The following is a 25,414-nucleotide window of genomic DNA, read 5'->3' as shown; positions in this document are numbered from 1 at the left end:
CAAACCATTTCTATGAAAAACCTACCAAAAGGAGATAAGAAGCTTTTAAATGCTTGGGCATTTTATGATTGGGCCAATTCAGTTTATACACTTACAATCGCTTCGGCAGTATTTCCAATTTTTTATGAAGCGTTATTCAGCGATCGTGATCATTACATTGATGTTTTCGGTCTTCATTTAAAAAATTCAGCATTAATTAGTTTTATCACGGCAGCGGCCTTTTTGGTTGTGTCTTTTATTTCTCCATTATTATCAGGTATTGCCGATTATGTTGGAAACAAGAAATCCTTCATGAAATTTTTCTGTTACGTGGGAGCTTTGTCATGCATGGGATTATATTGGTTTGATCTTGAAAATATTTATGTCGGATTAGCATTTTATTTCCTTGGACTATTAGGATACTGGGGGAGTTTGGTTTTCTATAACTCATATCTTCCAGATATAGCATTTGAAGAACAGCAAGACAGAATTAGTGCTAAAGGATATTCTTTAGGATATATAGGAAGTGTTCTTTTGTTGGCTATCAATTTATGGATGATAATGGGAGCTGAAAATGATGCTGCAAGAATGGAAGCTATGCGTTATTCTTTTGTAATGGTAGGAGTATGGTGGATTTTATTTAGCCAATATACTTATTATTATTTGCCAAAAGGAAGTAAAGAAACAGGACAGAAACTAACAAAAGCTGTTGTGTTTAATGGTTTTAAAGAATTAAAAAAGGTTTGGGCATTATTACAGGAAAATATTCCTTTAAAGCGTTACTTAGGAGGTTTCTTTGTTTCCAGTATGGCAGTTCAAACTGTAATGCTTGTAGCAACCTATTTTGGAGCTCAGGAAATTCAATGGTCTTCAAAAGAAGAAAGTACAATAGGTTTAATAATTTGTATTCTATTAATTCAGATTGTAGCTGTTTTTGGAGCACTTTTAACTTCTTATGCTTCTTCTAAATGGGGTAACGTTCCAACTTTGATTTTTATCAATGCGATTTGGGCAGTTTTCTGTGCTTTAGCTTACTTTATAACATTGCCGACACACTTTTATGTTATGGCAACTGTTGTAGGATTTGTAATGGGAGGAATTCAAGCTTTATCACGATCTACATATTCTAAATTATTGCCAGAAACAGAAGATACAGCATCATTCTTCAGTTTTTATGATGTGGCAGAAAAAATAGGAATCGTAATCGGAATGTGTGTTTACGGAATCATCGATCAGATTACAGGAAGTCCGCGTGCGGCTATTGTGATTTTGGCGATATTCTTTGTAACCTCAATTTTCCTTTTAAGAAGAGTACATAAAAAAGACGTTTCAAATTAATGAAACGCCTTTTACAATAACCAATATCACGAATTGCAAGGATTGTTTGATTGATGATTTCTTTTGTAATTCGTGATATTTTTTTTAGAAAATTAACCTTTTGTAATAGTTCCAGATCCAGAAACTTTTACATCTCTTTTCTCAGGATTTCCTATATATTTTATATTTCCAGAACCAGCAACTCTAGCTGTAATACTTTCGGCACAAGTTACTTTGCTATTTCCTGATCCAGAAACGTTGGCTTCTACAATTTTAGATTTTAAGTTCGAAGCGTCAATATCTCCAGAACCAGAAAGTTTAGTTGTAAGTTTGTCTGCAGTTCCTTTTAAATGAATATTTCCAGATCCGCTAACATGCAATTCTAAGTTATTTGTGTCAACTGGCAAATTAAAATTTCCGGAACCAGATAATTTCACAGCAAGATTATCATTTTTAATTACGTCTTTTGATTGGATATCTCCTGAACCGGCTAAACTTAATTCTGAAATTTTCTCAAAAGGAACTGTAACTTGAATTTTACCTGAACTTGTACGGATTTGAGTGCCTTTTTCTACATAAATTTTTAGCGAATTATCTTCAACTTCAACTTTGATAACGGCTAATAAATTTTCTTCTCCTTTAAGGGTAATTTTTCCCTCTTTTCCAGATACTAAATCCACATCAAAAGAACCTGCTATTTTAATACCGTCGTAATCTCCAGTAGTTCTCGTTTCGGTAACTATCTTTCCGTTACCTTGTACTTTGTTTTGCGCATTAATTGTGCTATTTGTAAAAAATACAGCTAGCGCTAGTAGTAAAATTGACTTTTTCATTGTTTTGATTTTTAGATGATTAATTTTTTGTTAGCGAAATATTTCCGTAGTTCGAATTGATGTTGATTTTATTCTGGCCTTTTTTCTTGTAAAAACCCGCGATTCTTTTGCTGTTGCTTTTAACTTCAGAAACAGAAACTTCTAAAGAATTATCATGTTTGATATTCGAATATCTCGCCGAAATGTCAAAGTCAAAAGCGTAGTTTGGAACATAGCCAATTGTAATATCAGTATATCCTGAGTTTATGCTAATATTTCCAGCTTTTTCGGTCACTGTTCCAATACTGATTTTACTGTAATTGGTATCATAACTAAAGTTACTTGACACTTCGCCAATAATAAAAGTTAAGTAATTCCCTGAACCGCTTAAAGAATTGATTTTTTGAAATTTAAATGTACCATAATTGCAATCCGCTTTAATGTTTTGACCGTCATTTAGGTTGATATCTGTGTAGTTTGCATTAATATTTAGGTTTCCAGAATCATTAATTTTAAGATTTGAATATCTAGCATCGATATTTCCTGCTTTTATGTAATCAATACTTGAATTTTGGCAGTATTGAATCGATATTTGATTGCTAGACCCGTTTAATTTTCCTAATGTAACTTTTCCATATTTACATTCGATATTTGTAGAAGATTCTGCACTGGGAATAGAAATATTTCCATACTTATTGGCTAATTTAATTGAACCATTTTTCGGAATCTTAATAACATAGTTAATTTCAAAACTGTTATTGCTTCCTTTACTTTTAAGATTAGAACTTCCTAAAGATGTTACAGCTGTCACCATGCTTTTAAGAGCTGTGATCTCTACATCAATGCTGTTTAATCGTTCGTTTACCCAATTTTCGTTTGGTCCATTAACTTTTATCGTAATGTCGAGATCAATTTTGTCTTCATCCCAAGTGGTTACAGTGATACTTCCGTATTTGTTGTCAATATCGATTCCTGCATTCGAATTTACGATATACGTTTTTTTAATGCTTTTTTGTTTCGTTATAAAAGAGTCATCGTTTGAAAATCCCAAGAAAGGAATCAAAAGAAATAAGATGAGTAAATTATAGTGTTTTTTCATTAGAGGTGTTTTTTAGTTTTTCGTTGTCTTCAATTCTTTTCAAAACGGTTTGTAAAAAAGAAATACGCGTTTGCAGATTGCTAATCATCGCATAAATTATTTGTTTGTTCTCACCATTTTTCTGCAATTCATTGATGATTTTTTGATAGTCAGCATCAAAGGTTTTCATCTGCTTCATTGCATCATCAATAATCTGCTGATTTTCTGGCGAGTTTTTCTCTTTCAGTTTAACCAGTTCGTTGTCAATTAGAATATTGAAAATAGAATCGGTGCGTTTAGTTTCTTTAGAAGCAAATTTGAATTCTTTTGGTTTTTCATTTTTATAAAAAAGAGATATTCCAAGCATTAATACAATCGAGGCGGCAATAGCAGTCACGAACCAATATCTTTTCTTAGGCTCTTTTTTGTTTAGTTTTTGAAGAAAATCCATCTGATGATCCGGATTTAATTCCTGAATATCCCACTGATTTTCAAATTTGTTGAATAATTTGTCTAAGTTGTCTTTTTCATTTTTCATAATTCCAATTCATTTTATATCTCTTCCAATTTTTTTCTCAAACTATCTTTTGCTCTGCTCAAAGTTGTTCTGCAATTTGCGTATGTGATGTTTAAAATTTCGCAGATTTCTTCTTGATCATAACCTTCTATATAAAAAAGTGTCAGCACCATTCTGTAATTATCTTTCAGCTGCAGAATTGTATCTAAAACCTGTTTTACTTTTAGAGAGTTTAAGTCAATATTTTCAGAAATAATTCCGTCGTTTTCTTCGATTTTATAAAGCTGTTTACTTAAATCTTCTACTTGAAAAGAGTTGTTTTTCTTGTAAAAATCGATGCTATAATTGATGATTATTTTTTTTAACCATGCTCCAAAAGCCACTTCTTGTTTATAGTCATTGATTTTTGTAAAAGCTTTTAAGAAACCTTCCTGCATGACGTCTTGTGCAAAATGTTCGTCTTTTACAATACGAAAAGCCACGTTATACATCGCCTTACAATAGCGATTGTATATTTCAAACTGCGCTTTTTGATTGTTGCTTTTACAAAGCGCAATCAGTTCTTCGATATTTTGGTTGTTTATATTCAAGTAGTGGCTTTTGGTTTTTAATATAGACTTGGCTTTTTTTTGTTTGTTACAGTTTTGATAAAAAAATAAAAAATATTTTTTGATTTTACGTAATGCCGTAAGGTATAATATGTTCATTGCTATAATTTCACATAAAATTTTAATACCAAAAACAAATTCAATTATGAGAAAACTAAACAAATGCTTTGCAATCCTGTTTGTTATGACAGGACTTATGTTCAATTCATGTAGCAGTGATTCTGAAGAGACTGCCGGAGAATCAACAGGAGATTATTGGCCTTCAAAAGTGGGAAATCAATGGGTCTTTGACCAAGATGGCACTGAAAGCACAGTGAAAATTCAGAGTTCATCTAATAAAGATGGCAATACGTATTATAAATTTAACCAACTATTTGGTGCTACTGACGAAATTTCTGGAACAGTTGGTGCTTCACTTAAAAAAGTAAAAGGAGATTATTATATCGTTATTGATGAAGTGAGTTATAGTTCTGAAGGAATAACTGGAAAAACAACTGGTTATGAATATATTCTTTTTAAGGATTATCTTGATGTAAATCAAACATGGGCAGGATCTTATTCTTTAGAAACAAGCTTTAACATACCAAATTTTCCATCTTTGAAAATGAATGCAAATTACACTGGTACTATTTTGGAAAAAGGAATAAGCTTAAAAGTTAAAGAAGTAACGTATAATAATGTAATCAAGTTTAAACTGCATATTGAAGCTTCAACGCAAGAGCAAACTTCTTCATCTGATATCTACTATTGGATTGCTAAAGATGTTGGAATTGTAAAATTAGAATCATCAGGAACTACTTCAGAACTCGTTTCGTACTCTTTGAAGTAATAGCAGAAATAATATGTTATAAAACCCGAAAAATGATTTTCGGGTTTTTTATTTTCTAAACTTTACAATCGATTGTGTTTTGAAATTGATTAATTGGAATTATTTGTACTTTAAGTTTGTTTTGGCACAATGATTGTCTATTTTTATGCCCTATCTTGTAATTGAAATACGAAACGTATTTTCAGTAAAAACTTCAATAAGCAATACTCTTTTTACAGATAGCATAACAATTTTAATGACAAAACGACTTATATTTTATTATGTCAAACCATAAAATACTTACTATTGACAATCTGTCACTTCAAGAATTTGACTCAGAGGCAGAATTAATTCCATTGTTGACGCCAGAAGACGAGGAGGAAATGAATAATGAAGAACTTCCTGTTTCGCTTCCAATTTTACCTTTACGTAATACTGTATTGTTTCCAGGAGTTGTTATTCCGATTTCTGCTGGAAGAGATAAGTCTATCAAACTAATTAATGATGCTAACGCAGGCGGAAAAATTATTGGTGTTGTATCTCAAATTAATGAGGAAGACGAAGATCCGTCAAAAGATGATATTCATAAAGTAGGAACTGTAGCGCGTATTTTGCGTGTGCTTAAAATGCCTGACGGAAACGTTACGGTTATTCTTCAAGGAAAAAAACGCTTCGAAATTGATGAAGTTGTTTTAGAAGAGCCGTACATGACAGCAACAATCAAAGAAGTTGCAGAAGAACGTCCAGACGAAAATGATACTGAGTTTACAGCGATTTTAGATTCAGTAAAAGAACTGGCAATTCAGATTATTAAAGAAAGTCCAAATATTCCTTCTGAAGCTACTTTTGCCATTAAAAATATTGAAAGCCAATCGTTTTTGATCAATTTTGTTTCTTCAAACATGAATTTATCTGTAAAAGAGAAACAAGGGCTTTTATCAATAAATGGATTAAAAGAACGAGCTTTAGAGACATTGCGTTATATGAATGTTGAACTTCAAAAATTAGAATTGAAGAATGACATTCAGTCAAAAGTTCGTTTTGATTTAGATCAGCAGCAAAGAGAATATTTCCTTCACCAGCAAATGAAAACCATTCAAGAAGAATTGGGTGGAGTTTCTCAGGAAGAAGAAATGGACGAAATGGGGCAGAAGGCGAAAACCAAAAAGTGGGACGAAAAAACACAGAAACATTTCGAGAAAGAATTGTCTAAAATGCGTCGTATGAATCCACAATCTCCAGATTTTGGAATTCAGCGCAATTATTTAGAGTTATTTTTAGAATTGCCTTGGGGCGAATATTCTAAAGATAAGTTTGATTTAAAACACGCACAGAAAGTTTTAGATAAAGATCATTTTGGTCTTGATGAAGTTAAGAAAAGAATGATTGAGCATTTGGCAGTTTTGAAATTGCGAAATGACATGAAATCACCAATTATATGTTTAACAGGGCCTCCAGGAGTTGGTAAAACTTCTATTGGGCGTTCTGTGGCAGAAGCTTTAGGAAGAGAATATGTTCGTATTTCTTTAGGAGGTTTACGTGACGAAGCGGAAATTCGCGGACACAGAAAAACGTATATTGGAGCAATGCCAGGACGTATAATTCAGAGCTTGAAAAAGGCAGGAACATCAAATCCTGTATTTATTTTAGATGAGATTGATAAATTATCAAACGGCAATAGTGGCGATCCATCTTCAGCTTTATTGGAGGTTTTAGATCCTGAGCAAAACAGTGCTTTTTATGATAACTTCCTTGAAATGGGATATGATCTGTCTAAAGTGATGTTTATTGCGACTTCAAATAACATGGCGGCAATTCAGCCAGCTTTGCGTGACAGAATGGAAGTAATCAAAATGTCAGGTTATACAATCGAAGAAAAAGTAGAAATTGCGAAAAGACATTTATTTCCAAAACAGTTGGAAGCTCACGGTTTAACTGCAAAAGATTTAACTATTGGCAAAAAACAATTAGAAAAAATCATTGAAGGTTATACAAGAGAATCTGGCGTTCGTAACTTAGAAACTAAAATTGCTCAAGTTATCAGAAATGCAGCAAAATCTGTTGCGATGGAAGAGGAGTACAACAAAAAAGTTACAGATGAAGATATTGTGGCAATTTTGGGAGTGCCAAGATTAGAGCGTGATAAATACGAAAATAATGATGTTGCCGGTGTTGTAACAGGTTTAGCTTGGACAAGTGTTGGAGGAGATATTCTCTTTATTGAATCTTTAATTTCTGAAGGAAAAGGTTCATTGACCATTACAGGAAATCTTGGAACTGTAATGAAAGAATCTGCTACAATTGCATTAGAATATATTAAGGCAAATGCTAAGAAATTAGGTATTAGCACAGAATTGTTCCAGAAATACAACATTCACTTGCACGTTCCAGAAGGAGCAACTCCAAAAGACGGACCAAGTGCTGGTATTGCAATGCTTACTTCGTTAGTTTCGCTTTTAACTCAGAAAAAAGTTAAGAAAAGCCTAGCTATGACAGGAGAAATCACTCTTCGCGGAAAAGTGCTTCCAGTTGGCGGAATCAAAGAGAAAATCTTAGCTGCTAAAAGAGCTGGAATAAAAGAAATCATTCTTTGCCACGAAAACAAAAGCGATATTGATGAAATAAAAGCGGAGTACTTAGAAGGTCTTTCTTTTCATTATGTAAAAGAAATGAGCGAAGTTTTAGCAATCGCTTTGACTGATCAAAAAGTTAAAAATGCAAAAGAATTAAAGTAAATTTTAAAAACTTTAAATTGTCAAATTCCAAATTCCAATTTTCTCATTGGGATTTGGAATTTTTTTATTTGACTTTATTTTAAGAGGGATATAATTTTATATTTGCAGTTGCGTTATTCCCATATAGGTGCGCCAAAAACAAATGTTTAAAAAAGTTGTTTTATTTTCTGTGATCTTAATTTGTTCGTATTCTTTCGGACAAGTAGGAGGGCGCTACACCTATCAATTTTTAAATCTAACCACTTCGCCAAGACAGGCCGCATTAGGAGGCGATATAATCACGATCTATGATGAAGATGTCAATCAAGCCATGTCAAATCCTGCACTAATAAACTCAGACATGGATAATCATTTGGCATTGAATTACGGAAGTTATTACGGAGAAGCTTCATACGGAACAGCGTCGTACGCCTATACTTATGATAGGCATGTGCAGACTTTTTATGCTGGCGTTACGTATGTAAACTATGGTACATTTGAAGGTTATGACGAAAATGGCCAGGCAACTTCTAATTTTACAGGAAGCGAAGGCGCTTTGTCACTTGGATATGCATACAATGTCCCTTTTACAGACTTTTATATAGGAGCAAGTGCTAAATTGATTACGTCATCTCTAGAAAGTTATAATTCGATTGGTGGCGCACTTGATTTGGGTTTTCTTTATGTAAATGAAATGAATGATCTGAATTTTGCTCTTGTGTTTAGAAATATGGGAACACAGTTTACAACGTATTCAGGAATTAAAGAAAATCTTCCGTTTGAAATCGTAGCTGGTATTTCGCAAGAATTAGAACATGTGCCCATTCGTTGGCATCTTTCATTAGAAAATTTGCAACAATGGAATATCTCTTTTTCGAATCCCAATCGTGGAGAAACCAACATTGACGGATCTACGAGTCCTGAGAAAGTTTCATTTGTAAATAATGCTTTGAGACACGTGGCTTTTGGAGTGGAGCTTTTTCCTAAAAGAGCATTTAATTTTCGTGTAGGATATAATTTTAGAAGAGGCGAAGAATTAAGGGTTAATGAACAGCGCAATTTTTCTGGTGTCTCATTAGGTTTCGGTTTAAGAATGAATAAGTTAAAGTTTAATTATTCGTATTCTAGATATACATTGGCGGCCAATACAAGTCTTTTTGGCTTGACTTTAAATTTTCAATAATTTCATGAAGCTGTTTTATTTGCTTTTTTTTATAGCCATATAATAAAAGTTTTTGTTCTATAATTTATTCCTGATAAAACAAATAATTTAGATGCTTTATATAAAAATAAAGATGGCTACATTTGCATTAGTTTTGACTGTTTTTGACTTGAAGCAGTCTTTAATAGAATAAAAATTTAAAAACAAAAAATTGAAAAAAATTACCATTGCGATCGACGGATTTTCATCTACAGGAAAAAGTACTCTTGCAAAACAATTGGCAAAAGAACTAGAGTATGTTTATGTAGATACTGGAGCGATGTATCGGGCAGTAGCGTATTTTGCCATGCAACATAATTTGATTGGAGCAGATTTTTTTAAGAAAGAAGCTTTGATTGAAGCATTAGCCGATATTAAACTTGAATTTAGATATAATGCAGATTTGGGTTTTGCCGAAATGTATTTGAATGGTGAAAACGTGGAGAAGCAGATTAGAACTATCGAAGTTTCTAATTTTGTAAGTAAAGTAGCGGCAGTTTCAGAAGTTCGTGCTAAATTAGTAGAACAGCAGCAGGAAATGGGAAAAAATAAAGCCATCGTGATGGATGGTCGTGATATTGGAACCGTTGTTTTTCCAAATGCAGAACTTAAAATTTTCATGACAGCAAGCGCTGAAACTCGTGCGCAAAGACGTTTTGACGAGTTACAGGCAAAAGGAGACAATGTGTCTTATGAAGATGTTTTGAAAAATGTTATCGAAAGAGATGATATGGATACGCACCGTGCAGATTCTCCTTTGGTCATTGCTGATGATGCGATTGAGATTGATAATTCTTACTTAAGTAGAGAAGAACAATTTGCTGCAGTTCTTGAATTAGTGAATGATGTTGTTAAAACAGCATAATTTTTTGCAGATATTATTTTAAATGGTAGTTTTACCGCTTCATTTTTACTAAAGAACAATTTTAATTATATGGGGATTAAAAATAGATTGATTTTAATGAGCTTTCTTCAATTTTTTGTTTGGGGAGCCTGGCTTATAACAATTGGAAATTATTGGTTTGGCACAAAAAACTGGGAAGGAACTCAATTTGGACTAGTTTTCGGAACTATGGGAATCGCTTCTCTTTTTATGCCAACTCTAACAGGTATTATTGCCGACAGATGGGTAAATGCTGAAAAGCTTTACGGAATTCTTCATATTTTATACGCTGCAGTTTTATTTGGAATTGCGCAAGTTACTACACCAGATACTTTTATTATAGTTATGCTTTTGGCAATGTGCTGCTATATGCCAACAATTGCTTTAAGTAACTCTATATCTTATACTTCGCTTAAGTTAAACAATAAAAACATTGTAAAAGATTTTCCGCCAATTCGTGTTTGGGGTACAATTGGTTTTATTGTTGCCATGTGGATTACCAATTTGAGTGGAAGTAAAGCAACTGAATATCAGTTTTATATTGCTGGAGCAGGCGCTTTAATTTTAGGTTTATACGCTTTTACATTGCCAAAATGTGAACCACAACGTTTAATTAAGGAAAATGCAACTTGGATTGAAACTTTTGGTTTAGAATCGTTTAAGCTTTTTGCTAATTACAAAATGGCTTTGTTTTTTGTTTTTTCTATGTTTTTAGGAGGAGCGCTTCAATTAACAAATGCTTATGGAGATGTGTTTTTGGATGAATTTAAACATTTTCCTAAATATGCAGATTCATTTGTGATTAAATATTCGACTATTATTATGTCGATTTCTCAGGTTTCTGAGACGTTGTTTATTTTGGCAATTCCGTTTTTCTTGAGACGTTTCGGAATCAAACAAGTTATGCTGATCAGTATGTTGGCTTGGGTTTTACGTTTCGGATTATTTGCTTTTGGAGATCCTGTAAATGGTTTATGGATGATTATCCTTTCTTGTATCGTTTACGGAATGGCATTTGATTTCTTCAATATTTCAGGTTCTTTATTCGTAGAAAGTAATACCGATTCTAAAATTCGTTCTTCTGCACAAGGTTTATTTATGATGATGACCAATGGAGTAGGAGCGGTTTTAGGAAGTTTGACTTCTGGTTGGGCAATTGATCGTTTCTTTACAGAATCGTTTGCTAATACTACAGAATTAGCAGGATTTTTACAAACAGATGCTACTAATGAAAAGATGGTAGAATTTGTAAAAAGTCAAGGAAACTCTATTTCTGCAGACGGAATTTTTACAAATCCAGTTTTAATGAAAGACTGGCACACAATCTGGCTTTCGTTTGCACTTTATGCTTTGGTGATTGCAATTGCTTTTGCTGTTTTGTTTAAACACAAACATGATCCAAAAGAGATTGAGAATTTGAGTCATTAGTATTAGAAATAATCTTTGTTGAATTTTAAAACTACAACAAAGATAGTTGCACATAGTAAGCCCGACAGGTTTTTAAACCTGTCGGGTTTCGTTTTTAAGGTTCTTATGAAAACGAGACTTTCTAATCTAGCCCCGATAGAAGTGGAAATCCTTTTGTGCCGGTGTTTGGCACAAAAGATTGCAACGGATAGCGGGACTAAGCGTCTTTTGAAACCCCAAATCTTCTGCTTCTTAATAATCAACTGATAATCAATCAGAAAATATTTTGTAAATCCAAATATTTGTAGTAATTTTGCAAACCTTTTGGCAGAGAAGAGTTTCCTTTAGGTATCAACCATTTATGTAAAACAACTTCTGTATTTTCTATCGCATAGAGAAACTCGAGAAAAACAGAATACAAATTTTTTTATCAGCATGTCTGAACAAACAAAATCACAAGAAGAGTTTTTAGCAAATTTTAACTGGCACAACTTCCAAGAAGGAATCGATGCAGTAGATGAAAAAAACTTACAAGAGTTTGAGGAACTAGTATCTAAAACTTTCATCGCTACAGATCAAGAAGAAGTAGTTGAAGGAGTTGTAGTTAGAATTACAGATAGAGACGTTATCGTTGATATCAATGCTAAATCTGAAGGTGTTATTTCTTTAAACGAATTTCGTTACAACCCAAACTTAAAAGTAGGTGACAAAGTAGAAGTATTAATCGACATCCGTGAGGATAAAACAGGTCAATTAGTATTATCTCACAGAAAAGCACGTACTATCAAATCTTGGGATAGAGTTATTGCAGCTAATGAAACTGGAGAAATCGTTAACGGTTTTGTTAAATGTAGAACTAAAGGAGGTATGATTGTTGACGTATTCGGAATCGAAGCGTTCTTACCTGGATCTCAAATTGACGTTAAGCCAATTAGAGACTACGATGTATATGTAAACAAAATGATGGAATTCAAAGTGGTAAAAATCAACCACGAATTCAAAAACGTAGTTGTATCTCATAAAGCGCTTATCGAGGCTGACATTGAAGTACAGAAAAAAGAAATCATCGGTCAATTACAAAAAGGACAAGTATTAGAAGGTGTTGTTAAAAACATTACTTCTTATGGTGTGTTCATTGACTTAGGTGGTGTTGACGGATTAATTCACATTACTGACCTTTCTTGGAGTAGAATCAACCACCCAAGTGAAGTTCTTGAATTAGACCAAAAATTAAACGTTGTAATCCTTGATTTCGATGATGAGAAAACAAGAATTCAATTAGGATTGAAACAATTAAACGCTCACCCATGGGATGCTTTAGATGCTAACTTAACTGTTGGTGACAAAGTTAAAGGTAAAGTAGTTGTAATCGCTGATTATGGTGCTTTCATCGAAGTTGCTGAAGGTGTTGAAGGTTTAATCCACGTTTCTGAAATGTCATGGTCAACTCACTTACGTTCTGCTCAGGACTTCGTGAAAGTTGGAGATGTTGTTGAAGCAGTTATCTTAACTCTTGACAGAGAAGATCGTAAGATGTCATTAGGTATCAAACAATTGACTCAAGATCCATGGACTGACATTACTTCTAAATACCCAGTAGGTTCTAAACATACAGGTATCGTTAGAAACTTTACAAACTTTGGTATTTTCGTAGAATTAGAAGAAGGAATTGATGGATTAATCTACATTTCTGACTTATCTTGGACTAAGAAAATTAAACACCCATCTGAGTTTGTAAACGTTGGTGAAAAACTTGATGTTGTAGTATTAGAATTAGATGTTGAAGGACGTAAATTATCTTTAGGTCACAAACAAACTACTGCTAATCCTTGGGATCAATACGAAGATTCTTTCGCTGTAGGAACTATCCACAACGGTGAGATTTCTGAAATCGTTGACAAAGGAGCTACTGTAGAATTCGGAGATGATATCGTTGCTTTCATTCCTACTCGTCACCTTGAAAAAGAAGACGGAAAGAAATTGAAAAAAGGTGATACTGCTGATTTCAAAGTAATCGAGTTCAACAAAGAATTCAAAAGAGTAGTTGCTTCTCACACTGCTATCTTCAGAGAAGAAGAAGAGAAAAACGTGAAAGCTGCTGCTGAAACTACTGCATCTGCATCTACAAACGCACCAGCTGCTACTTTAGGTGATAACAATGATGTATTAGCTGCTTTAAAAGCTAAAATGGAAAAAACTGAGAAAAAATAATTCTTAGTTTCATCTAAATAGAAAGTCCCGCAGAAATGCGGGACTTTTTTTGTTTTCTTTTTTTTTGTTTTGTTTGAAAATTTAATAATAAAAATTGTGTTATTGTAGTAAAAAGTTATTTTTGTTTTAAAATTTCTTGATATGAAAAAACTCTACTTTTTATTCCTTGTTTTATTCTTGTACAATAATATAAGTGCTCAAAGTATTACTTTTGGAAGCCCTGCTTTTAAAAACCGTTTATTAGCTGCTGATACACAAAATGGTTATGCCAAGGATAAAAACGGTAATAATATTAAAATTGATAGTAACGGAAATAAAGAAATTGAAATTTCTGAAGCATTAGAAGTTTATTATCTGGATGCTAGTGGTAATAATACTGATCCACAATTTTATAATATATATGGTATTGAATATTTTACAAATCTTAGATCTTTAAATTATAGTTCCAATAGAGTTTCAGGGGCGGATTTAAGGACATTAATTTATTTAGAAGATTTAGATTGTAGTTATAACACTGATTTTCCTGTTGGAATTAATCTTGAAGGACTAAATTTAAAGAAACTTAACGCATCAGGTACAGGTTTAATGAAGCCTTTTTTGACGGCAACTGATGGAAATGTTGGGCTTTCTCAGTTTCCAAATTTAGAAACTCTAATCTGTAACAGTACAGTTCTTACATCTATAAATTTATCAGGTTTAAAAAAACTTAAAACCTTAGATATTGGCAGTAACTTGCTAACAAACTTAAATTTGAGTGAATTAAGTAGCTTAGAAAATTTATATTGTTCTTTTAATTCATTAACTGAATTAGATTTATCGGCTTGTAAAAATCTAGTTAATGTAATTGCTTATAAAAATAAATTTGCTAGTCTATCAATCAAAGACATGCCAAAATTAGAAAATCTTGAATTGCATCAAAATTCTCTTCTAAAACTAGCAAACTTTGAAAACCTTCCAGCTTTAGGGAAGTTAACTGTATATGATTGTGCTTTAACATCATTAAGTCTTTCAGACCTAAGTTCATTAAAACAATTAAATTGTAGCAACAATAAACTAGTAAGTTTAAATTTAGAAAAATGCCCAAATTTAAAAAATGTAACTTGTAATTTCAACACCTTATTAACTACACTTAATATTTCAGCATTAGAAAATTTAGAGACATTAAATTGTTCTAATACTTCGTTAACAGCTTTAGATTTAAAAAATAACTTGAATTTAGAGATTCTTACAGCTTCACAGACTAAAGTTGAGTTTTTAGATTTATCACCATTGAAAAAACTACTTGATGTAAGTCTAACAGGAAGTAATTCATTACTTTACTTATTGTTAAAGAATGGGAGAACATATAAAAATTATTTCTTAAACGCCCCAAAACTTAAGTATTTATGTGTAGATGATGAAAACATTGAGTATTATAAACAGGTATTGACCCAGAGTGGAATCGATAATTGTGAGATCAATACTTATTGTAGTTTTGTTTCGGGTAAAGAACATTATATTATTAAAGGGATTAATAAATATAATGTTGATAATAAAGGATGTACAGCAAATAATTCATTATTTTCAAATATCAAATATACTGTTGCGAACGGAAGCAATATTGGTGATTTTTATTCGACCAAAGATGGCTCTTATTCTATAGCTGTACAAGAAGGAACAGTGACTATTACACCTAATGTTGAGAATCCTGAATATTTTGTTGTTTCTCCTTCTTTTGTAAATGTTACTTTTCCTGCTCAAAGTAGCCCTTTTATACAAGATTTTTGTATTTCTTCAAATGGGAATCAACCTGATTTAGAAGTGGTTTTAATTCCTATAGATGTTGCACGTCCAGGTTTTGATTCAAAATATAAAATAGTATATAGAAATAAAGGAAATATTACTCAAGCAGGTGTTGTTAATTTTACTTTTAATAATGATATTTTGGATTTAATAGCTTCTAATCCATTGGCAGAGAGTAAAACATATAATAAATTATCTTGGAATTTTACCGATTTGACTCCATTTGCAACTAAAGAAATTATTTTAACCCTCAAAGTTAATAGGCCAACAGACACACCGGCAGTTAATAATGGCGATGTGCTAAAATATACAGTAGCTATTACTTCGCAGAATAATGATAAAACTCCTTTGGATAACAATTTTACTTTGAATCAAACAGTTGTAGGTTCTTATGATCCAAACGATAAGACTTGCTTGGAGGGTTCCATTGTCACTCCAGACCTAATAGGAGATTATGTTCATTATATGATTCGCTTTGAAAACACAGGCACATATCCAGCGCAAAATATTGTAGTGAAGGATATTATAGATTTGAGTAAGTTTGATATTTCAACTTTGATTCCAACAAGTTCTAGTCATTCTTTTGTGACTAAAATTTCAGATGGAAATAAAGTAGAGTTTATATTTGAAAATATTAATTTGCCTTTTGATAACGCTAGTAATGATGGGTATATTGCTTTTAAAATAAAGACAAAACCTACATTGACAGTAGGAGATTCATTTACTAATGATGCGAATATTTATTTTGATTATAATTTTCCGATTTTAACTAATAAGGCAACTTCAACTTTTAAAACTACTTTGGCAACTAAAGATTTTGCTTTTTCTAAATACTTTGTTTTGCATCCAAATCCAAGTAGTCAGATTTTAAATATTTCAAAAACTGACAATATAGATATAGAGTCATTTGAAATTTATGATGTTTTAGGTCAATTACTAATCGCTGTTCCAAACGCAAAAGCAACTTCAAATATTGATATTTCTAAACTTAGAACGGGTAATTACTTTATAAGAGTAAAATCAGATAAAGGAAGTTCCAATATGAAATTTATCAAGAATTAAACAGAAAGCCCACAAATATGTGGGCTTTCTGTTTGTAACGTCTTGATTCAAGTTATATTTCTATATTGTCGAGAGGGAGTTGAGAACCTTTTTGGAAACGATATTTATTGAATTAGTTTGAAGCTAACAAATTTGATTCTTCTGCACTAAATTCATCCACTATTGAATAGGTTTCAATATTGGCAACCTTCATCAGATCGAGTATGTTTACTAAATTACCGTAGTTTGATTTTTTACTTGGCTTTATTATTACAATTACACCATTCATTGGTTTTCCTACTGAAATCATATAATCATGAACTTCTTTCTTTTTACGGAATACTTCTTGGTTAATTTCATTTTTCCCAGATTTAAATTCCTTTGGCGTTTCCTTGGGAAATTCTAATATTCCAGAATAAGTTATTATTTTATCGTTTTCGTCTAATAATATGGTATAGACCCTATCAGCTTTGATACATGCATGACTCCATCTGCATAGATCTTTTTCAGGTAAAGCAAGATCCATTGCTTTTGATTTCGATAATTCCCCAACAACCATAAAAAAGATAATCAACAAAAATGAAACACTAACCATGGCCGTCAAATCCACTCTTGAATTTAACTTTCTGCTTCTGACTTTTTGAGGTAGATTTTTCATAGGCTTTTTGATTTAGAATTGTGACACAATTGAATTAGTGTGAGGCCAATAATTTTGATTCTTCTTGAGTAAAATCATTTACTATTGAATAGTTTTCAATATTGGCAATTTTCATTTCATCTACGATATTTACTAAGCTTCCATAGTTTGAATTTTTACTAGGTTTTATAATAACAATTACTTCACTCTTTGGTTTTCCTTCGGAGGTCATATAGTTATGAACTTCTTCCTTTTTACGGAAGATTTCTTGTCTAATCTCATTTTTTTCAAAATTAAACTCTTTTGGTTTGTCGATTGGAAACTCTAGCTGACCTGAATAAGTTATTATTTTACCATTTTTATCTAACAATATTGTATATAATCGATCAGTTTTGACACATCCAATATTTTCTAAATAGACATAGTTTTCTGGGAAAGAAAGATTCATTGTTTCAGGCTTTAATAATTTCTTAGCAGCCATAAAAAATACAATCAGTAAAAAACAAACACTGACCATTGCGGTTAAATCTACTCTTGAACTTAACTTTCTGCTTCTGATTTTTTGAGAAAAATTTTTCATGATTAGTAAGTTTTGTTTTTAAATTTAATAATAAAATCGATACAAAAATTAGGAGTTTTTATATTTTTTAGAAAAAATTTTAGAATACTTTAATGTCTTGTTTTACGGGAGGCTTAGGAGAAAATCAGATTTTTTTGACCTAAAATAATTTTCAAATTAAAACCAAAACAATTTTATCTGCGTAAATGAGCTTATAACTTAAAATCATTTAAATATGAAAACTAGAAAATTTTTAGCCCTTGCAGTTTTAGCTTTAGGATTTGCATTTACATCAAATGCACAAAAATCAGTAATGGTTGGTGGTGCAGCTATGTATCCAAACAAAAATATTATTGAAAACGCTGTAAATTCAAAAGATCATACAACATTGGTTGCAGCTGTTAAAGCCGCCGATTTAGTTGAGACTTTAAAAGGAAATGGCCCTTTTACCGTTTTTGCTCCAACAAATGAAGCCTTTGATAAATTGCCAAAAGGAACCGTAGAAACATTGTTAAAACCAGAGAATAAAAAGCAACTTCAAAACATTTTGACTTATCATGTTGCAGCTGGAAAATGGAATGCTTCTGATATTGCAAAAGCAATAAAAGAAGGTAAAGGAAAAGCAACTATAAAAGCGGTAAATGGTGGAACCCTAACAGCTTGGATGAAAGGAAAAGACTTATACATTACGGATGAAAATGGTAATAAAGCAAAAGTTACTATCGCAGATGTAAATCAATCAAATGGAGTAATTCACGTTGTTGATGCAGTACTGCTTCCTAAAAAATAATAGGTTCAAATTCCAACTTAAAAATTCCAAATTCCAAGCATATTGGGATTTGGAATTTTGAATTTAGGACATTTTCAAATTATTTTTTAGCAGTCAAAGTACTTCCTGCTGAAGCGATTACAACACAAATTACGGCTAGAATTTCATAAAGATTCAAACTTTCGTTAAGAAAAATAAAAGCACAGATGGAAGCGGCTGCCGGTTCTAAACTCATTAAAATGCTAAAAGTACGAGGAGGAAGTTTTCCTAAAGCTTTCATTTCTAAGGTAAACGGAATTGCACTCGATAATAAAGCAAGAGCAACGCCCATTCCGAATAATTTTGGCGTAAGATTGCTTAATCCGCTGTCTAGAAATCCAAATGGCAGAACCAAAAGAGCGGCAAATAGCATTCCTGTTGTCACCGCGTAACCGTCATTCATTATTCTTGATACTTTGCCTCCTAAAACAATATAAGCGCTCCAAAATGCTCCTGCCAAAAGAGCGCATATAATTCCGATTGGATCTAAACGATCATTTGTCCAAGGTGCAATTAATAAAATACCAATTGCAGCAAGCAATACCCAACAATAATCTACCAAACGTTTTGAACCAGCAATTGCAAGTAATAGAGGTCCAACGAATTCTAAAGTTACCGCTAAACCAATTGGAATTCTTTCTATCGCGATGTAAAAAATTAAATTCATCGCGCCTAGTGACAAACCATACGGAATTACAATTTTCCACTGTTGCGGAGTTATTGCTTTAAGATTTGGTCTGTATGCCAATAATAAAATTAATGCCGAAACGCCAATGCGTATAGATGCCGTACCAGCTGCGCCAATTGTAGGAAAAAGTGTTTTTGCAATTGCGGCGCCACATTGCACACTAATAATCGCTAATAATACTGCTGGAACAGGAGGGAGACTTATTTCTCTGTTTTTCATAAAAAGGGTGACAGAAAATAAAGGTTTATTTCTGTCGGGTATATAAAATGTATTCTAAATTAATTGCCTAATGCTTTTTTGGTAACATAGGCGCGGTAACCAATAATTGCCATTTGCCATTTCTTTGCTTTAGAAATATCTAGACCTTGTTTGGTAAAGCTTGGCAAAAGTAGTTTATTTAGTTTGGCTAATAATTTATACATAGTAGATTTGTTTCGTCAAAGATATAAAAAAAAGACTTTGTGTTTGAAGCAAAGTCTTTTGGCGATAAAATGAAAAAAGTATTTAAATTTTGAGAATCAGGTTCTCATGTCCATCTGTTTCACGATTTATAGCATTTTTTGGAGCTTCCATCCAGCCAGTTTTGTTGATGACAAATTTAAAAAGATGTGTTTTGTCTTTTCCAAGTTGTGATTTAGGAATTGACAATTCAAAGGTATTTTTGTTTTTCTGAATCATTTGAAAATTGCTGTCATTTGGATTCCATTTGTCAAACGAACCTGCAATTGAAACACTTTTTACTAGATTAGGGTCTAGGTCTTTATCATGTTCGTACACAAATACGATATTTTCATTTACAATTTTGTAGCCATAGATACCCGTTTGCTTTTTGTTTTCAGCCAATAAATCATTAGAAAGTCTAATAATAGCTTCTCCTAATGCATTTGCGGTATTTTCATCACTAATATTTACAATAATCGAAATGCCTAATTGGCGTTCGGGATAAATAACCAGCATGTTTTGAGTTCCAAATGCACCGCCATGTTTCCAGCAGTTTTTTCCGTTTTCATCTACTTGAATATAATCCCAAAAATAACCATTCCATATTGTTGGGCTGTTTAAAAGATTTCGTTGCGATTCTTGTACAATTTTATTCTTTGTATTTAACTCATAAGCAATAAATTTGGTTAAATCACCTAAAGTAGATTTTAGCATTCCTGCAGCTCCCCAAAGATTATCTGAAATGTTTGGCATCAAAACTCCTTTCTGATTGTATCCGTTTGCAATTATATTTGAATTCAAATTGATACCGCTTGATTTCATATCTAATTTTGAAAAAATGTTCTCTTTCAAAAGCGTTTCATAACTTTTCTGGTATACATTTTCTAGAATATGCGCTGTCAAATTAAGGCTTCCGTTGCTATATTTAAATTTAGTTCCAGGTAAAGTGTCTAATTTTATCGTTCTAAGATCTTCAAAGAATTTTTCACGACTATATTCTTCATCCATTTTTTTGAAAGCGAGATAACTGCTATCATTTCGATTTTTTCGTAATTCAGAATTATCAGGAAGATCTTTATTGAATCCTGTTCTAAACGAAACTAAATCCTTAATTGCTATAGGTGTTCCGTTGTATTCTAAATTCGGATAAGAGCCTGTAATATATTTTCTGATATCCTCATCCAGATTTAATTTTCCTTCTAAAACTGCTTGTGCAGTAAGTAATCCTGTAAAAAGTTTGGTTATAGACGCAACTTCAAAAACAGTATTGTTGTTGGCAATGTTTTCCTTTCCTTTATCAATTTCTCCGTAATGTCTGGTATACGTTTTTCCCTTTTTTACAACACCAATCGAAATTGAGTTTCCTTTTGATTTTTCTGAAAGAATAGATGCCGTTTTGTCCATTGCCATAAAAACATCTTTTTCAGCCGAACTTTTCTGCGCCCAAATTGAAAAACTAAAGCACAGAAATAAAATTGAGATATGTTTTTTCATTTGTGTGTTCTTTTTAAAAAGAAAAACCAGTGTCGTGCACTGGTTTTTCTTTCTCAAAATGAGATTATTAAGCTTTTTTGTTTTGTTTTTCCATTTCCTTCATGTCTTTTTCATGCTGCTTCATATCCTTTTCATGTTGTTTCATGTCTTTCGAATGTTGCTTCATGTCTTTTGCATGCTGTTTCATATCAAGCTCATACTGTTTCATGTCTTGTTCGTATTGCTTCATGCTATTTTCATAGTCTTTAGAATCATCTCCAAAGTTAAACTTAAAGTCATAGCTGAACTTTTCCATTTGCGTATTGAATTTTTCCATTGCAAGCTCATATTTAGCCATTTCTTTCTCATAAATAGCTTCTCTTTGAGACATAATAGTTTCAATTTGTTTCTCATACGCATCCATCTGAGGTTCCCATGCTTCCATTTGTTTTTCAAAAGCTTCCATGTCTTTTTCAAATTTAGCCATAGCCACTTTATCTTTTGGGTTTTTAGGAGCAACTGGAGGTTTAGGCATTTTTGACATATCAACTGCAGGAGCAGGAGGCAGTGGTCCTGAAGGAAATGCTGGTGGCGTTGGCGGTGTTGGAGGAGCGATATCTCCATTACGAACAATAACTCTTTCGTTTCTAATTATTACAGGGACTTTAAAGTTTTTGTCTGTGTTAATGTTAATCGATTTTGCTCCATTTTCATCTGTTCCAATGGCCAGTTCGCAATCTTTTATAGCTTCGTCTCCGTCAATTTTGATGGTTTGTTTTTTACCAGAGTCCGATTTTACTTTGATCTGAATCGCAGTCAACTCTTCTTTAGTATTTCTTTTTACATCTGAAATCTCAACGTCAAGATTATGATTTGCTTTTAACTTTCCAGGAAGTTCGTTTAATTCCTTGTCAGTTGTATTTTTTGTTATTTTGATTGTTTCATCAGAATCTTTGATGGTATCTCTTTGAACAGCAGTTTCATTTTGTTTCTTTTCTTGTGCGATGGTTCTTATTTGAAATAAAAGAACAAATGCACCAAGAGCAGGAATTACTGCCGAATATTTCCAGTAGTTTCTTTTCTTTGATTGATTTTTGTTTAACATGACAATTCGTTTTTTGATTAATGATTGATAAAAATGATTGGTGATTGCAACGCAAGTTTCGTGCGTTGTGATTTTTAAAAGTGTGTATTGATAGGCTTTTTTGTCTGCAATTTTTTTAGAAGCTTCACTATCAGCGATAAATTCAAGATTTTGCAAAATTGCTTTTTTGTAAAGCCAAACAATTGGATTAAACCAAAAGAGGATGCAGAAAACCCTAGAAATCAAAACATCTACAGTGTGTTTTTGATCGCTGTGCACTTTTTCATGTTCTAGAATATTCTCTAATTCTGTAGCTGTATATAGTGATGAGTTATATACAATGTAATCGAAATAGGAGAAGGGAGCAATGTTTTCATCCACATCAATGAATTTAAAATCACTTTGCTGTTCAATTTTCTTTCCTTTCAAAACAGCGTTTAAACTGTAAAAATCAAGAGCAAATTTGATCATAAAGGCCAAGAAACCAATTCCGTAAACTACAGCTAGAACTAAACTCCAATTGATTTCAAAATTTTTCTCCTCAACAACTGTAACCTTTGTTGGTTTGTACTGAGGTGTGTAAACAATGGCATCTTGATTTGAAACGGGAATGTTTTTTACAGCATTTTCCGTAGTTGTAATAATTGGAGCAGGAGCAATCGCGGGCGGTGCTTCGACCAAAACCACTTTGGTGTAAACTACAAAAGGCAGTACAACAGAAGTAATTAAACCAGCAATTAAAAACCAGCGGCTGCTGTTGAAAAAAGTCTCTTTGCGAAGTAAAAAAATGTAAGCAAAATAAAACATTGCTAGTAACCCGCTTGATTTTAGGATAAAAATGAAAAGTGCTTCCATACTATTTTGATTATTTACCTTCTTTTGGATTTTCGATCATATCTAAGATTTCACGCAGTTCATCTGCCGAAATTTTTTCTTCTTTGGCAAAAAATGAAACCATGCTTTTATAAGAACTATTGAAATAATTGTCAATAGCAGTACTCATAAAACCTTTTCTATAATCTTCAATGCTTACAGCTGGATAATACTGATGTGTATTTCCAAAAGCATTGTGCGCGACATAACCTTTCTCTTCCAGATTACGAACAATGGTAGACAAAGTATTGTAATGCGGCTGATCTTCTAAAATCTCTGCTTGAATTTCTTTTACAAAAGCTTTTTTCAGCTTCCATAAAATATGCATGATTTCTTCTTCTTTGTTGGTTAGTTTTTGCATTTCTTTTCTGTTTAAAAATTAGAAAGGTTTTATTTTTTGGTTTCGATTTCAATTACTCCATTTGAAGCTTTATTGCCATATTGACCAGTTGCATTGACTCCAGTTAAAACATTTACAGATTCAATATCAGTTGGCTTAATACTGTTATAATCAAAACCAGCAGGCATTTCTTCTCCATCAACAATTACAAGCGGACTAGATATTTTAATATTCGTTTTTGTACCATTAGAAACGGCAACCGCTGTACTTGTGCCAGTCGTAATAACTTTAGTGTTGTTGTCTTTGTTTATTATTACAGTAGTGCTAATATTTGTATTAGTATCACTGTTAGTTTTTGTACTAGTAATAGAATTAGTGTTAACATTGCTTTCTGTATTAGTAGTTATAGTTTTTCTTTCCGAATTTTTATTAGTTTTGCCATCCATAGAAACTTTTTTGCTGACAGTGATTTTCTCATCAGAAGTTTGAATGCCAGCTTTTTTCTTTCCATTTTTGTCTGTTATGACAATTATCCCAAAATCTTTAATGGTTTTATCTCCTCCCGTTTGTATAGATTGAGATTTGTCACTTCCATTAATTATGTCAACTTTAATTGAAGTTAACTCGTTTTCTGAGTTTCTTTTGATTTGAGAAACTTCAAAGTTGATGTTGTGCAGTTTCTTTAACTTTTCTTTTATCTCTTTTAGTTCTGCATCTGTTGAATTTTTCAAGATTTTGTACACATCTACAGACTCAATTTCTGTTGAAACTACTTTTGTGTTTGGTTGTCTTTCTTTTGCAACTACTTCAATCTGAAATAATAATACAAATGCAACAAGAGCAGGAATTACAGCATAATACTTCCAGTAATTCCTTCTTTTCGATTGATTTTTGTTTAACATGACGATTCGTTTTTTGATTAATGATTGATAAAAATGATTGGTGATTGCAACACAGTTTTCGTGCGTTGTTATTTTTAAAAGCGTGTATTGATAGGCTTTTTTATCTAAAAGTTTTTTTGCGGCCTCGCTGTCGGCAATAAATTCTAAGTTTTGAGTTATTGCTTTTTTGTAAAACCAGACAATCGGATTGAACCAGAAAATGATGCTGAATATTCTAGAAATCAAAACATCAAATGTATGATTTTGATCGCTGTGCACTTTTTCGTGTTCAATTATGTTTTCCAATTCTGAAGCTGTATACAGTGATGAGTTGTACACAATATATTCAAAATAGGAGAAAGGAGCAATGTTTTCGTTTATGTCTATGAATTTGAAATCGGCTTGCTGTTTGATTTTTTTTCCTTTAATGATGGAATTCAAACTATAAAAATCAATTGCCAATTTTATTAAGAATATCAAAAGACCAGCGGCGTAAAGACCTAGAATAACATAATTCCAATTAAATTCTGAAGATTCATCTTGAGATGCGTTTGATACAAAATTCTGAAAATCGGTATTAAACTGGGGAGCAGCATTTATCCATATTACCTTCGTATAAGTCAATAATGGTAGAATTGCCGATACAATTAAACCTGACAAAAGAAACCATCTGTTGCTGTTAAAGAACGTTTCTTTGCGCAATAAAAAAAAGTACGCGCAATAAAACAAAAGCATTAAACCGCTTGATTTGATAATGTAGATGAAAAGTGCTTCCATAATCTGAATTATTTATCTTCTTTTTTATTTTCGATCATCGATAAAATTTCACGCAATTCATCAGCTGAAATTTTCTCTTCTTTAGCAAAAAAGGAAACCATGCTTTTATAAGAACTATTAAAGTAATTATCGATTGCGGTTTTCATAAATCCTTTTCTGTAATCTTCAATCGGCACTATTGGAAAGTACTGATGTGTATTTCCAAAAGCATTATGGCCAACATATCCCTTTTCTTCCAGATTACGCACAATAGTAGATAATGTGTTGTAATGTGGCTGATCTTCTGTGATTTCAGCTTGAATTTCTTTTACAAAAGCTTTTTTCAGCTTCCATAAAATCATCATAATTTCTTCTTCTTTGTTTGTTAACTTCTGCATCTTCTCTAATTTTAATTCAAACCTACAACTATTTTTTTAGTTACGCAACTATAAAAATAGTTATTTAACTAAAAATTAAGTTTGATTTCAATTTTGGACGCAGAAAAGCCATTCAAAT

General features: G+C 32.2%; 22 protein-coding genes. 9 read left to right on the top strand and 13 right to left on the bottom strand.

Annotated elements, in window-relative coordinates:
* Positions 1–12: 12 nt before the first annotated feature.
* Complete coding sequence (locus NU08_RS11390; protein WP_129747223.1) at positions 13–1,317, top strand: MFS transporter; 1,305 nt, start codon at positions 13–15, stop codon at positions 1,315–1,317.
* 92 nt (positions 1,318–1,409) lie between these two features.
* Here the strand turns inward: NU08_RS11390 and NU08_RS11385 are convergent, their stop codons facing one another.
* Genes NU08_RS11385 through NU08_RS11370 form a run of 4 tightly spaced genes read right to left on the bottom strand, consistent with a single transcriptional unit; the run spans position 1,410 to position 4,293 of the window.
* A complete protein-coding gene (locus NU08_RS11385) occupies positions 1,410–2,129 on the bottom strand; it encodes a head GIN domain-containing protein (RefSeq protein WP_129747222.1) in 720 nt (239 codons plus the stop codon).
* Between the two features lie 19 nt (positions 2,130–2,148).
* On the bottom strand, positions 2,149–3,207 hold the full coding sequence (locus NU08_RS11380; RefSeq protein ID WP_129747221.1) for a hypothetical protein: 1,059 nt from the start codon (positions 3,205–3,207) through the stop codon (positions 2,149–2,151).
* Complete coding sequence (locus NU08_RS11375; protein ID WP_129747220.1) at positions 3,191–3,724, bottom strand: anti-sigma factor; 534 nt, start codon at positions 3,722–3,724, stop codon at positions 3,191–3,193. The genes NU08_RS11380 and NU08_RS11375 overlap by 17 nt, the downstream gene beginning before the upstream one ends.
* A 14-nt stretch (positions 3,725–3,738) precedes the next feature.
* Complete coding sequence (locus NU08_RS11370) at positions 3,739–4,293, bottom strand: RNA polymerase sigma factor (RefSeq protein ID WP_129747219.1); 555 nt, start codon at positions 4,291–4,293, stop codon at positions 3,739–3,741.
* 163 nt (positions 4,294–4,456) lie between these two features.
* On the opposite strand from NU08_RS11370, the gene NU08_RS11365 reads away from it, so the two are divergent.
* The 7 genes from NU08_RS11365 to NU08_RS11335 all read left to right on the top strand — a co-directional run bounded on the left by NU08_RS11365 (position 4,457) and on the right by NU08_RS11335 (position 16,379).
* Positions 4,457–5,140 (top strand): hypothetical protein, encoded by a 684-nt coding sequence (locus tag NU08_RS11365; RefSeq protein ID WP_129747218.1) that lies wholly within the window; start codon positions 4,457–4,459, stop codon positions 5,138–5,140.
* Positions 5,141–5,400: 260 nt separating this feature from the next.
* Positions 5,401–7,854, top strand: coding sequence for an endopeptidase La (lon, locus tag NU08_RS11360; protein WP_129747217.1), 2,454 nt, complete (start codon positions 5,401–5,403; stop codon positions 7,852–7,854).
* A gap of 142 nt (positions 7,855–7,996) precedes the next feature.
* Positions 7,997–9,016, top strand: coding sequence for a type IX secretion system protein PorQ (porQ, locus tag NU08_RS11355; protein WP_129747216.1), 1,020 nt, complete (start codon positions 7,997–7,999; stop codon positions 9,014–9,016).
* 190 nt (positions 9,017–9,206) lie between these two features.
* Positions 9,207–9,899: a (d)CMP kinase gene (cmk, locus tag NU08_RS11350; RefSeq protein WP_129747215.1), complete on the top strand. Its 693-nt coding sequence runs from the start codon at positions 9,207–9,209 to the stop codon at positions 9,897–9,899.
* A 69-nt stretch (positions 9,900–9,968) separates the two neighbouring features.
* Positions 9,969–11,345: a nucleoside permease gene (locus NU08_RS11345; protein ID WP_129747214.1), complete on the top strand. Its 1,377-nt coding sequence runs from the start codon at positions 9,969–9,971 to the stop codon at positions 11,343–11,345.
* Between the two features lie 414 nt (positions 11,346–11,759).
* On the top strand, positions 11,760–13,535 hold the full coding sequence (gene rpsA, locus NU08_RS11340) for a 30S ribosomal protein S1 (protein WP_012024823.1): 1,776 nt from the start codon (positions 11,760–11,762) through the stop codon (positions 13,533–13,535).
* Between the two features lie 141 nt (positions 13,536–13,676).
* Positions 13,677–16,379, top strand: a complete 2,703-nt coding sequence (locus NU08_RS11335; protein ID WP_129747213.1) for a T9SS type A sorting domain-containing protein — start codon at positions 13,677–13,679, stop codon at positions 16,377–16,379.
* A 112-nt stretch (positions 16,380–16,491) separates the two neighbouring features.
* On the opposite strand, the gene NU08_RS11330 is transcribed toward NU08_RS11335, so the two are convergent.
* Positions 16,492–17,016 carry an ExbD/TolR family protein gene (locus NU08_RS11330; protein ID WP_129747212.1) on the bottom strand — a complete coding sequence of 175 codons (525 nt, stop codon included), beginning with the start codon at positions 17,014–17,016 and terminating at the stop codon, positions 16,492–16,494.
* Between the two features lie 34 nt (positions 17,017–17,050).
* Positions 17,051–17,575, bottom strand: a complete 525-nt coding sequence (locus NU08_RS11325) for an ExbD/TolR family protein (protein WP_129747211.1) — start codon at positions 17,573–17,575, stop codon at positions 17,051–17,053.
* Positions 17,576–17,789: 214 nt separating this feature from the next.
* On the opposite strand from NU08_RS11325, the gene NU08_RS11320 reads away from it, so the two are divergent.
* Positions 17,790–18,344, top strand: a complete 555-nt coding sequence (locus tag NU08_RS11320; RefSeq protein WP_129747210.1) for a fasciclin domain-containing protein — start codon at positions 17,790–17,792, stop codon at positions 18,342–18,344.
* A 79-nt stretch (positions 18,345–18,423) separates the two neighbouring features.
* Here NU08_RS11320 and NU08_RS11315 read toward each other — a convergent pair whose 3' ends face one another.
* The 7 genes from NU08_RS11315 to NU08_RS11285 form a co-directional block, all read right to left on the bottom strand.
* Entirely contained in the window at positions 18,424–19,269 is an 846-nt protein-coding gene (locus tag NU08_RS11315; protein WP_129747209.1) for an EamA family transporter, read from the bottom strand.
* 59 nt (positions 19,270–19,328) lie between these two features.
* Entirely contained in the window at positions 19,329–19,472 is a 144-nt protein-coding gene (locus NU08_RS11310; RefSeq protein WP_111368963.1) for an SsrA-binding protein, read from the bottom strand.
* A gap of 82 nt (positions 19,473–19,554) precedes the next feature.
* Entirely contained in the window at positions 19,555–20,985 is a 1,431-nt protein-coding gene (locus tag NU08_RS11305; RefSeq protein ID WP_129747208.1) for a serine hydrolase, read from the bottom strand.
* A 67-nt stretch (positions 20,986–21,052) separates the two neighbouring features.
* Entirely contained in the window at positions 21,053–22,903 is a 1,851-nt protein-coding gene (locus NU08_RS11300; RefSeq protein ID WP_129747207.1) for a M56 family metallopeptidase, read from the bottom strand.
* Positions 22,904–22,913: 10 nt separating this feature from the next.
* Positions 22,914–23,282 carry a BlaI/MecI/CopY family transcriptional regulator gene (locus NU08_RS11295; protein WP_008468912.1) on the bottom strand — a complete coding sequence of 123 codons (369 nt, stop codon included), beginning with the start codon at positions 23,280–23,282 and terminating at the stop codon, positions 22,914–22,916.
* Positions 23,283–23,311: 29 nt separating this feature from the next.
* The gene (locus NU08_RS11290; protein WP_129747206.1) at positions 23,312–24,919 is read right to left on the bottom strand and encodes a M56 family metallopeptidase; all 1,608 of its coding nucleotides are present in this window, start codon (positions 24,917–24,919) and stop codon (positions 23,312–23,314) included.
* 8 nt (positions 24,920–24,927) lie between these two features.
* Positions 24,928–25,296, bottom strand: coding sequence for a BlaI/MecI/CopY family transcriptional regulator (locus NU08_RS11285; RefSeq protein ID WP_066034576.1), 369 nt, complete (start codon positions 25,294–25,296; stop codon positions 24,928–24,930).
* Positions 25,297–25,414: the final 118 nt, after the last annotated feature.

Source organism: Flavobacterium anhuiense (assembly GCF_004151235.1).
GTDB lineage: Bacteria > Bacteroidota > Bacteroidia > Flavobacteriales > Flavobacteriaceae > Flavobacterium > Flavobacterium anhuiense_A.
This window is presented reverse-complemented; position numbering and strand designations above follow the sequence as displayed.

Coding starts and splice junctions, on each gene's coding strand:
- NU08_RS11305 (WP_129747208.1), bottom strand. CDS start 20,985: ATGAAAAAACATATCTCAATTTTATTTCTGTGCTTTAGTTTTTCAATT.
- NU08_RS11385 (WP_129747222.1), bottom strand. CDS start 2,129: ATGAAAAAGTCAATTTTACTACTAGCGCTAGCTGTATTTTTTACAAAT.
- NU08_RS11335 (WP_129747213.1), top strand. CDS start 13,677: ATGAAAAAACTCTACTTTTTATTCCTTGTTTTATTCTTGTACAATAAT.
- NU08_RS11295 (WP_008468912.1), bottom strand. CDS start 23,282: ATGCAAAAACTAACCAACAAAGAAGAAGAAATCATGCATATTTTATGG.
- NU08_RS11345 (WP_129747214.1), top strand. CDS start 9,969: ATGGGGATTAAAAATAGATTGATTTTAATGAGCTTTCTTCAATTTTTT.
- NU08_RS11315 (WP_129747209.1), bottom strand. CDS start 19,269: ATGAAAAACAGAGAAATAAGTCTCCCTCCTGTTCCAGCAGTATTATTA.
- NU08_RS11330 (WP_129747212.1), bottom strand. CDS start 17,016: ATGAAAAATCTACCTCAAAAAGTCAGAAGCAGAAAGTTAAATTCAAGA.
- NU08_RS11380 (WP_129747221.1), bottom strand. CDS start 3,207: ATGAAAAAACACTATAATTTACTCATCTTATTTCTTTTGATTCCTTTC.
- NU08_RS11300 (WP_129747207.1), bottom strand. CDS start 22,903: ATGGAAGCACTTTTCATTTTTATCCTAAAATCAAGCGGGTTACTAGCA.
- rpsA (WP_012024823.1), top strand. CDS start 11,760: ATGTCTGAACAAACAAAATCACAAGAAGAGTTTTTAGCAAATTTTAAC.
- porQ (WP_129747216.1), top strand. CDS start 7,997: ATGTTTAAAAAAGTTGTTTTATTTTCTGTGATCTTAATTTGTTCGTAT.
- NU08_RS11375 (WP_129747220.1), bottom strand. CDS start 3,724: ATGAAAAATGAAAAAGACAACTTAGACAAATTATTCAACAAATTTGAA.
- NU08_RS11365 (WP_129747218.1), top strand. CDS start 4,457: ATGAGAAAACTAAACAAATGCTTTGCAATCCTGTTTGTTATGACAGGA.
- NU08_RS11310 (WP_111368963.1), bottom strand. CDS start 19,472: ATGTATAAATTATTAGCCAAACTAAATAAACTACTTTTGCCAAGCTTT.
- NU08_RS11290 (WP_129747206.1), bottom strand. CDS start 24,919: ATGGAAGCACTTTTCATCTACATTATCAAATCAAGCGGTTTAATGCTT.
- NU08_RS11390 (WP_129747223.1), top strand. CDS start 13: ATGAAAAACCTACCAAAAGGAGATAAGAAGCTTTTAAATGCTTGGGCA.
- lon (WP_129747217.1), top strand. CDS start 5,401: ATGTCAAACCATAAAATACTTACTATTGACAATCTGTCACTTCAAGAA.
- NU08_RS11320 (WP_129747210.1), top strand. CDS start 17,790: ATGAAAACTAGAAAATTTTTAGCCCTTGCAGTTTTAGCTTTAGGATTT.
- NU08_RS11325 (WP_129747211.1), bottom strand. CDS start 17,575: ATGAAAAATTTTTCTCAAAAAATCAGAAGCAGAAAGTTAAGTTCAAGA.
- NU08_RS11285 (WP_066034576.1), bottom strand. CDS start 25,296: ATGCAGAAGTTAACAAACAAAGAAGAAGAAATTATGATGATTTTATGG.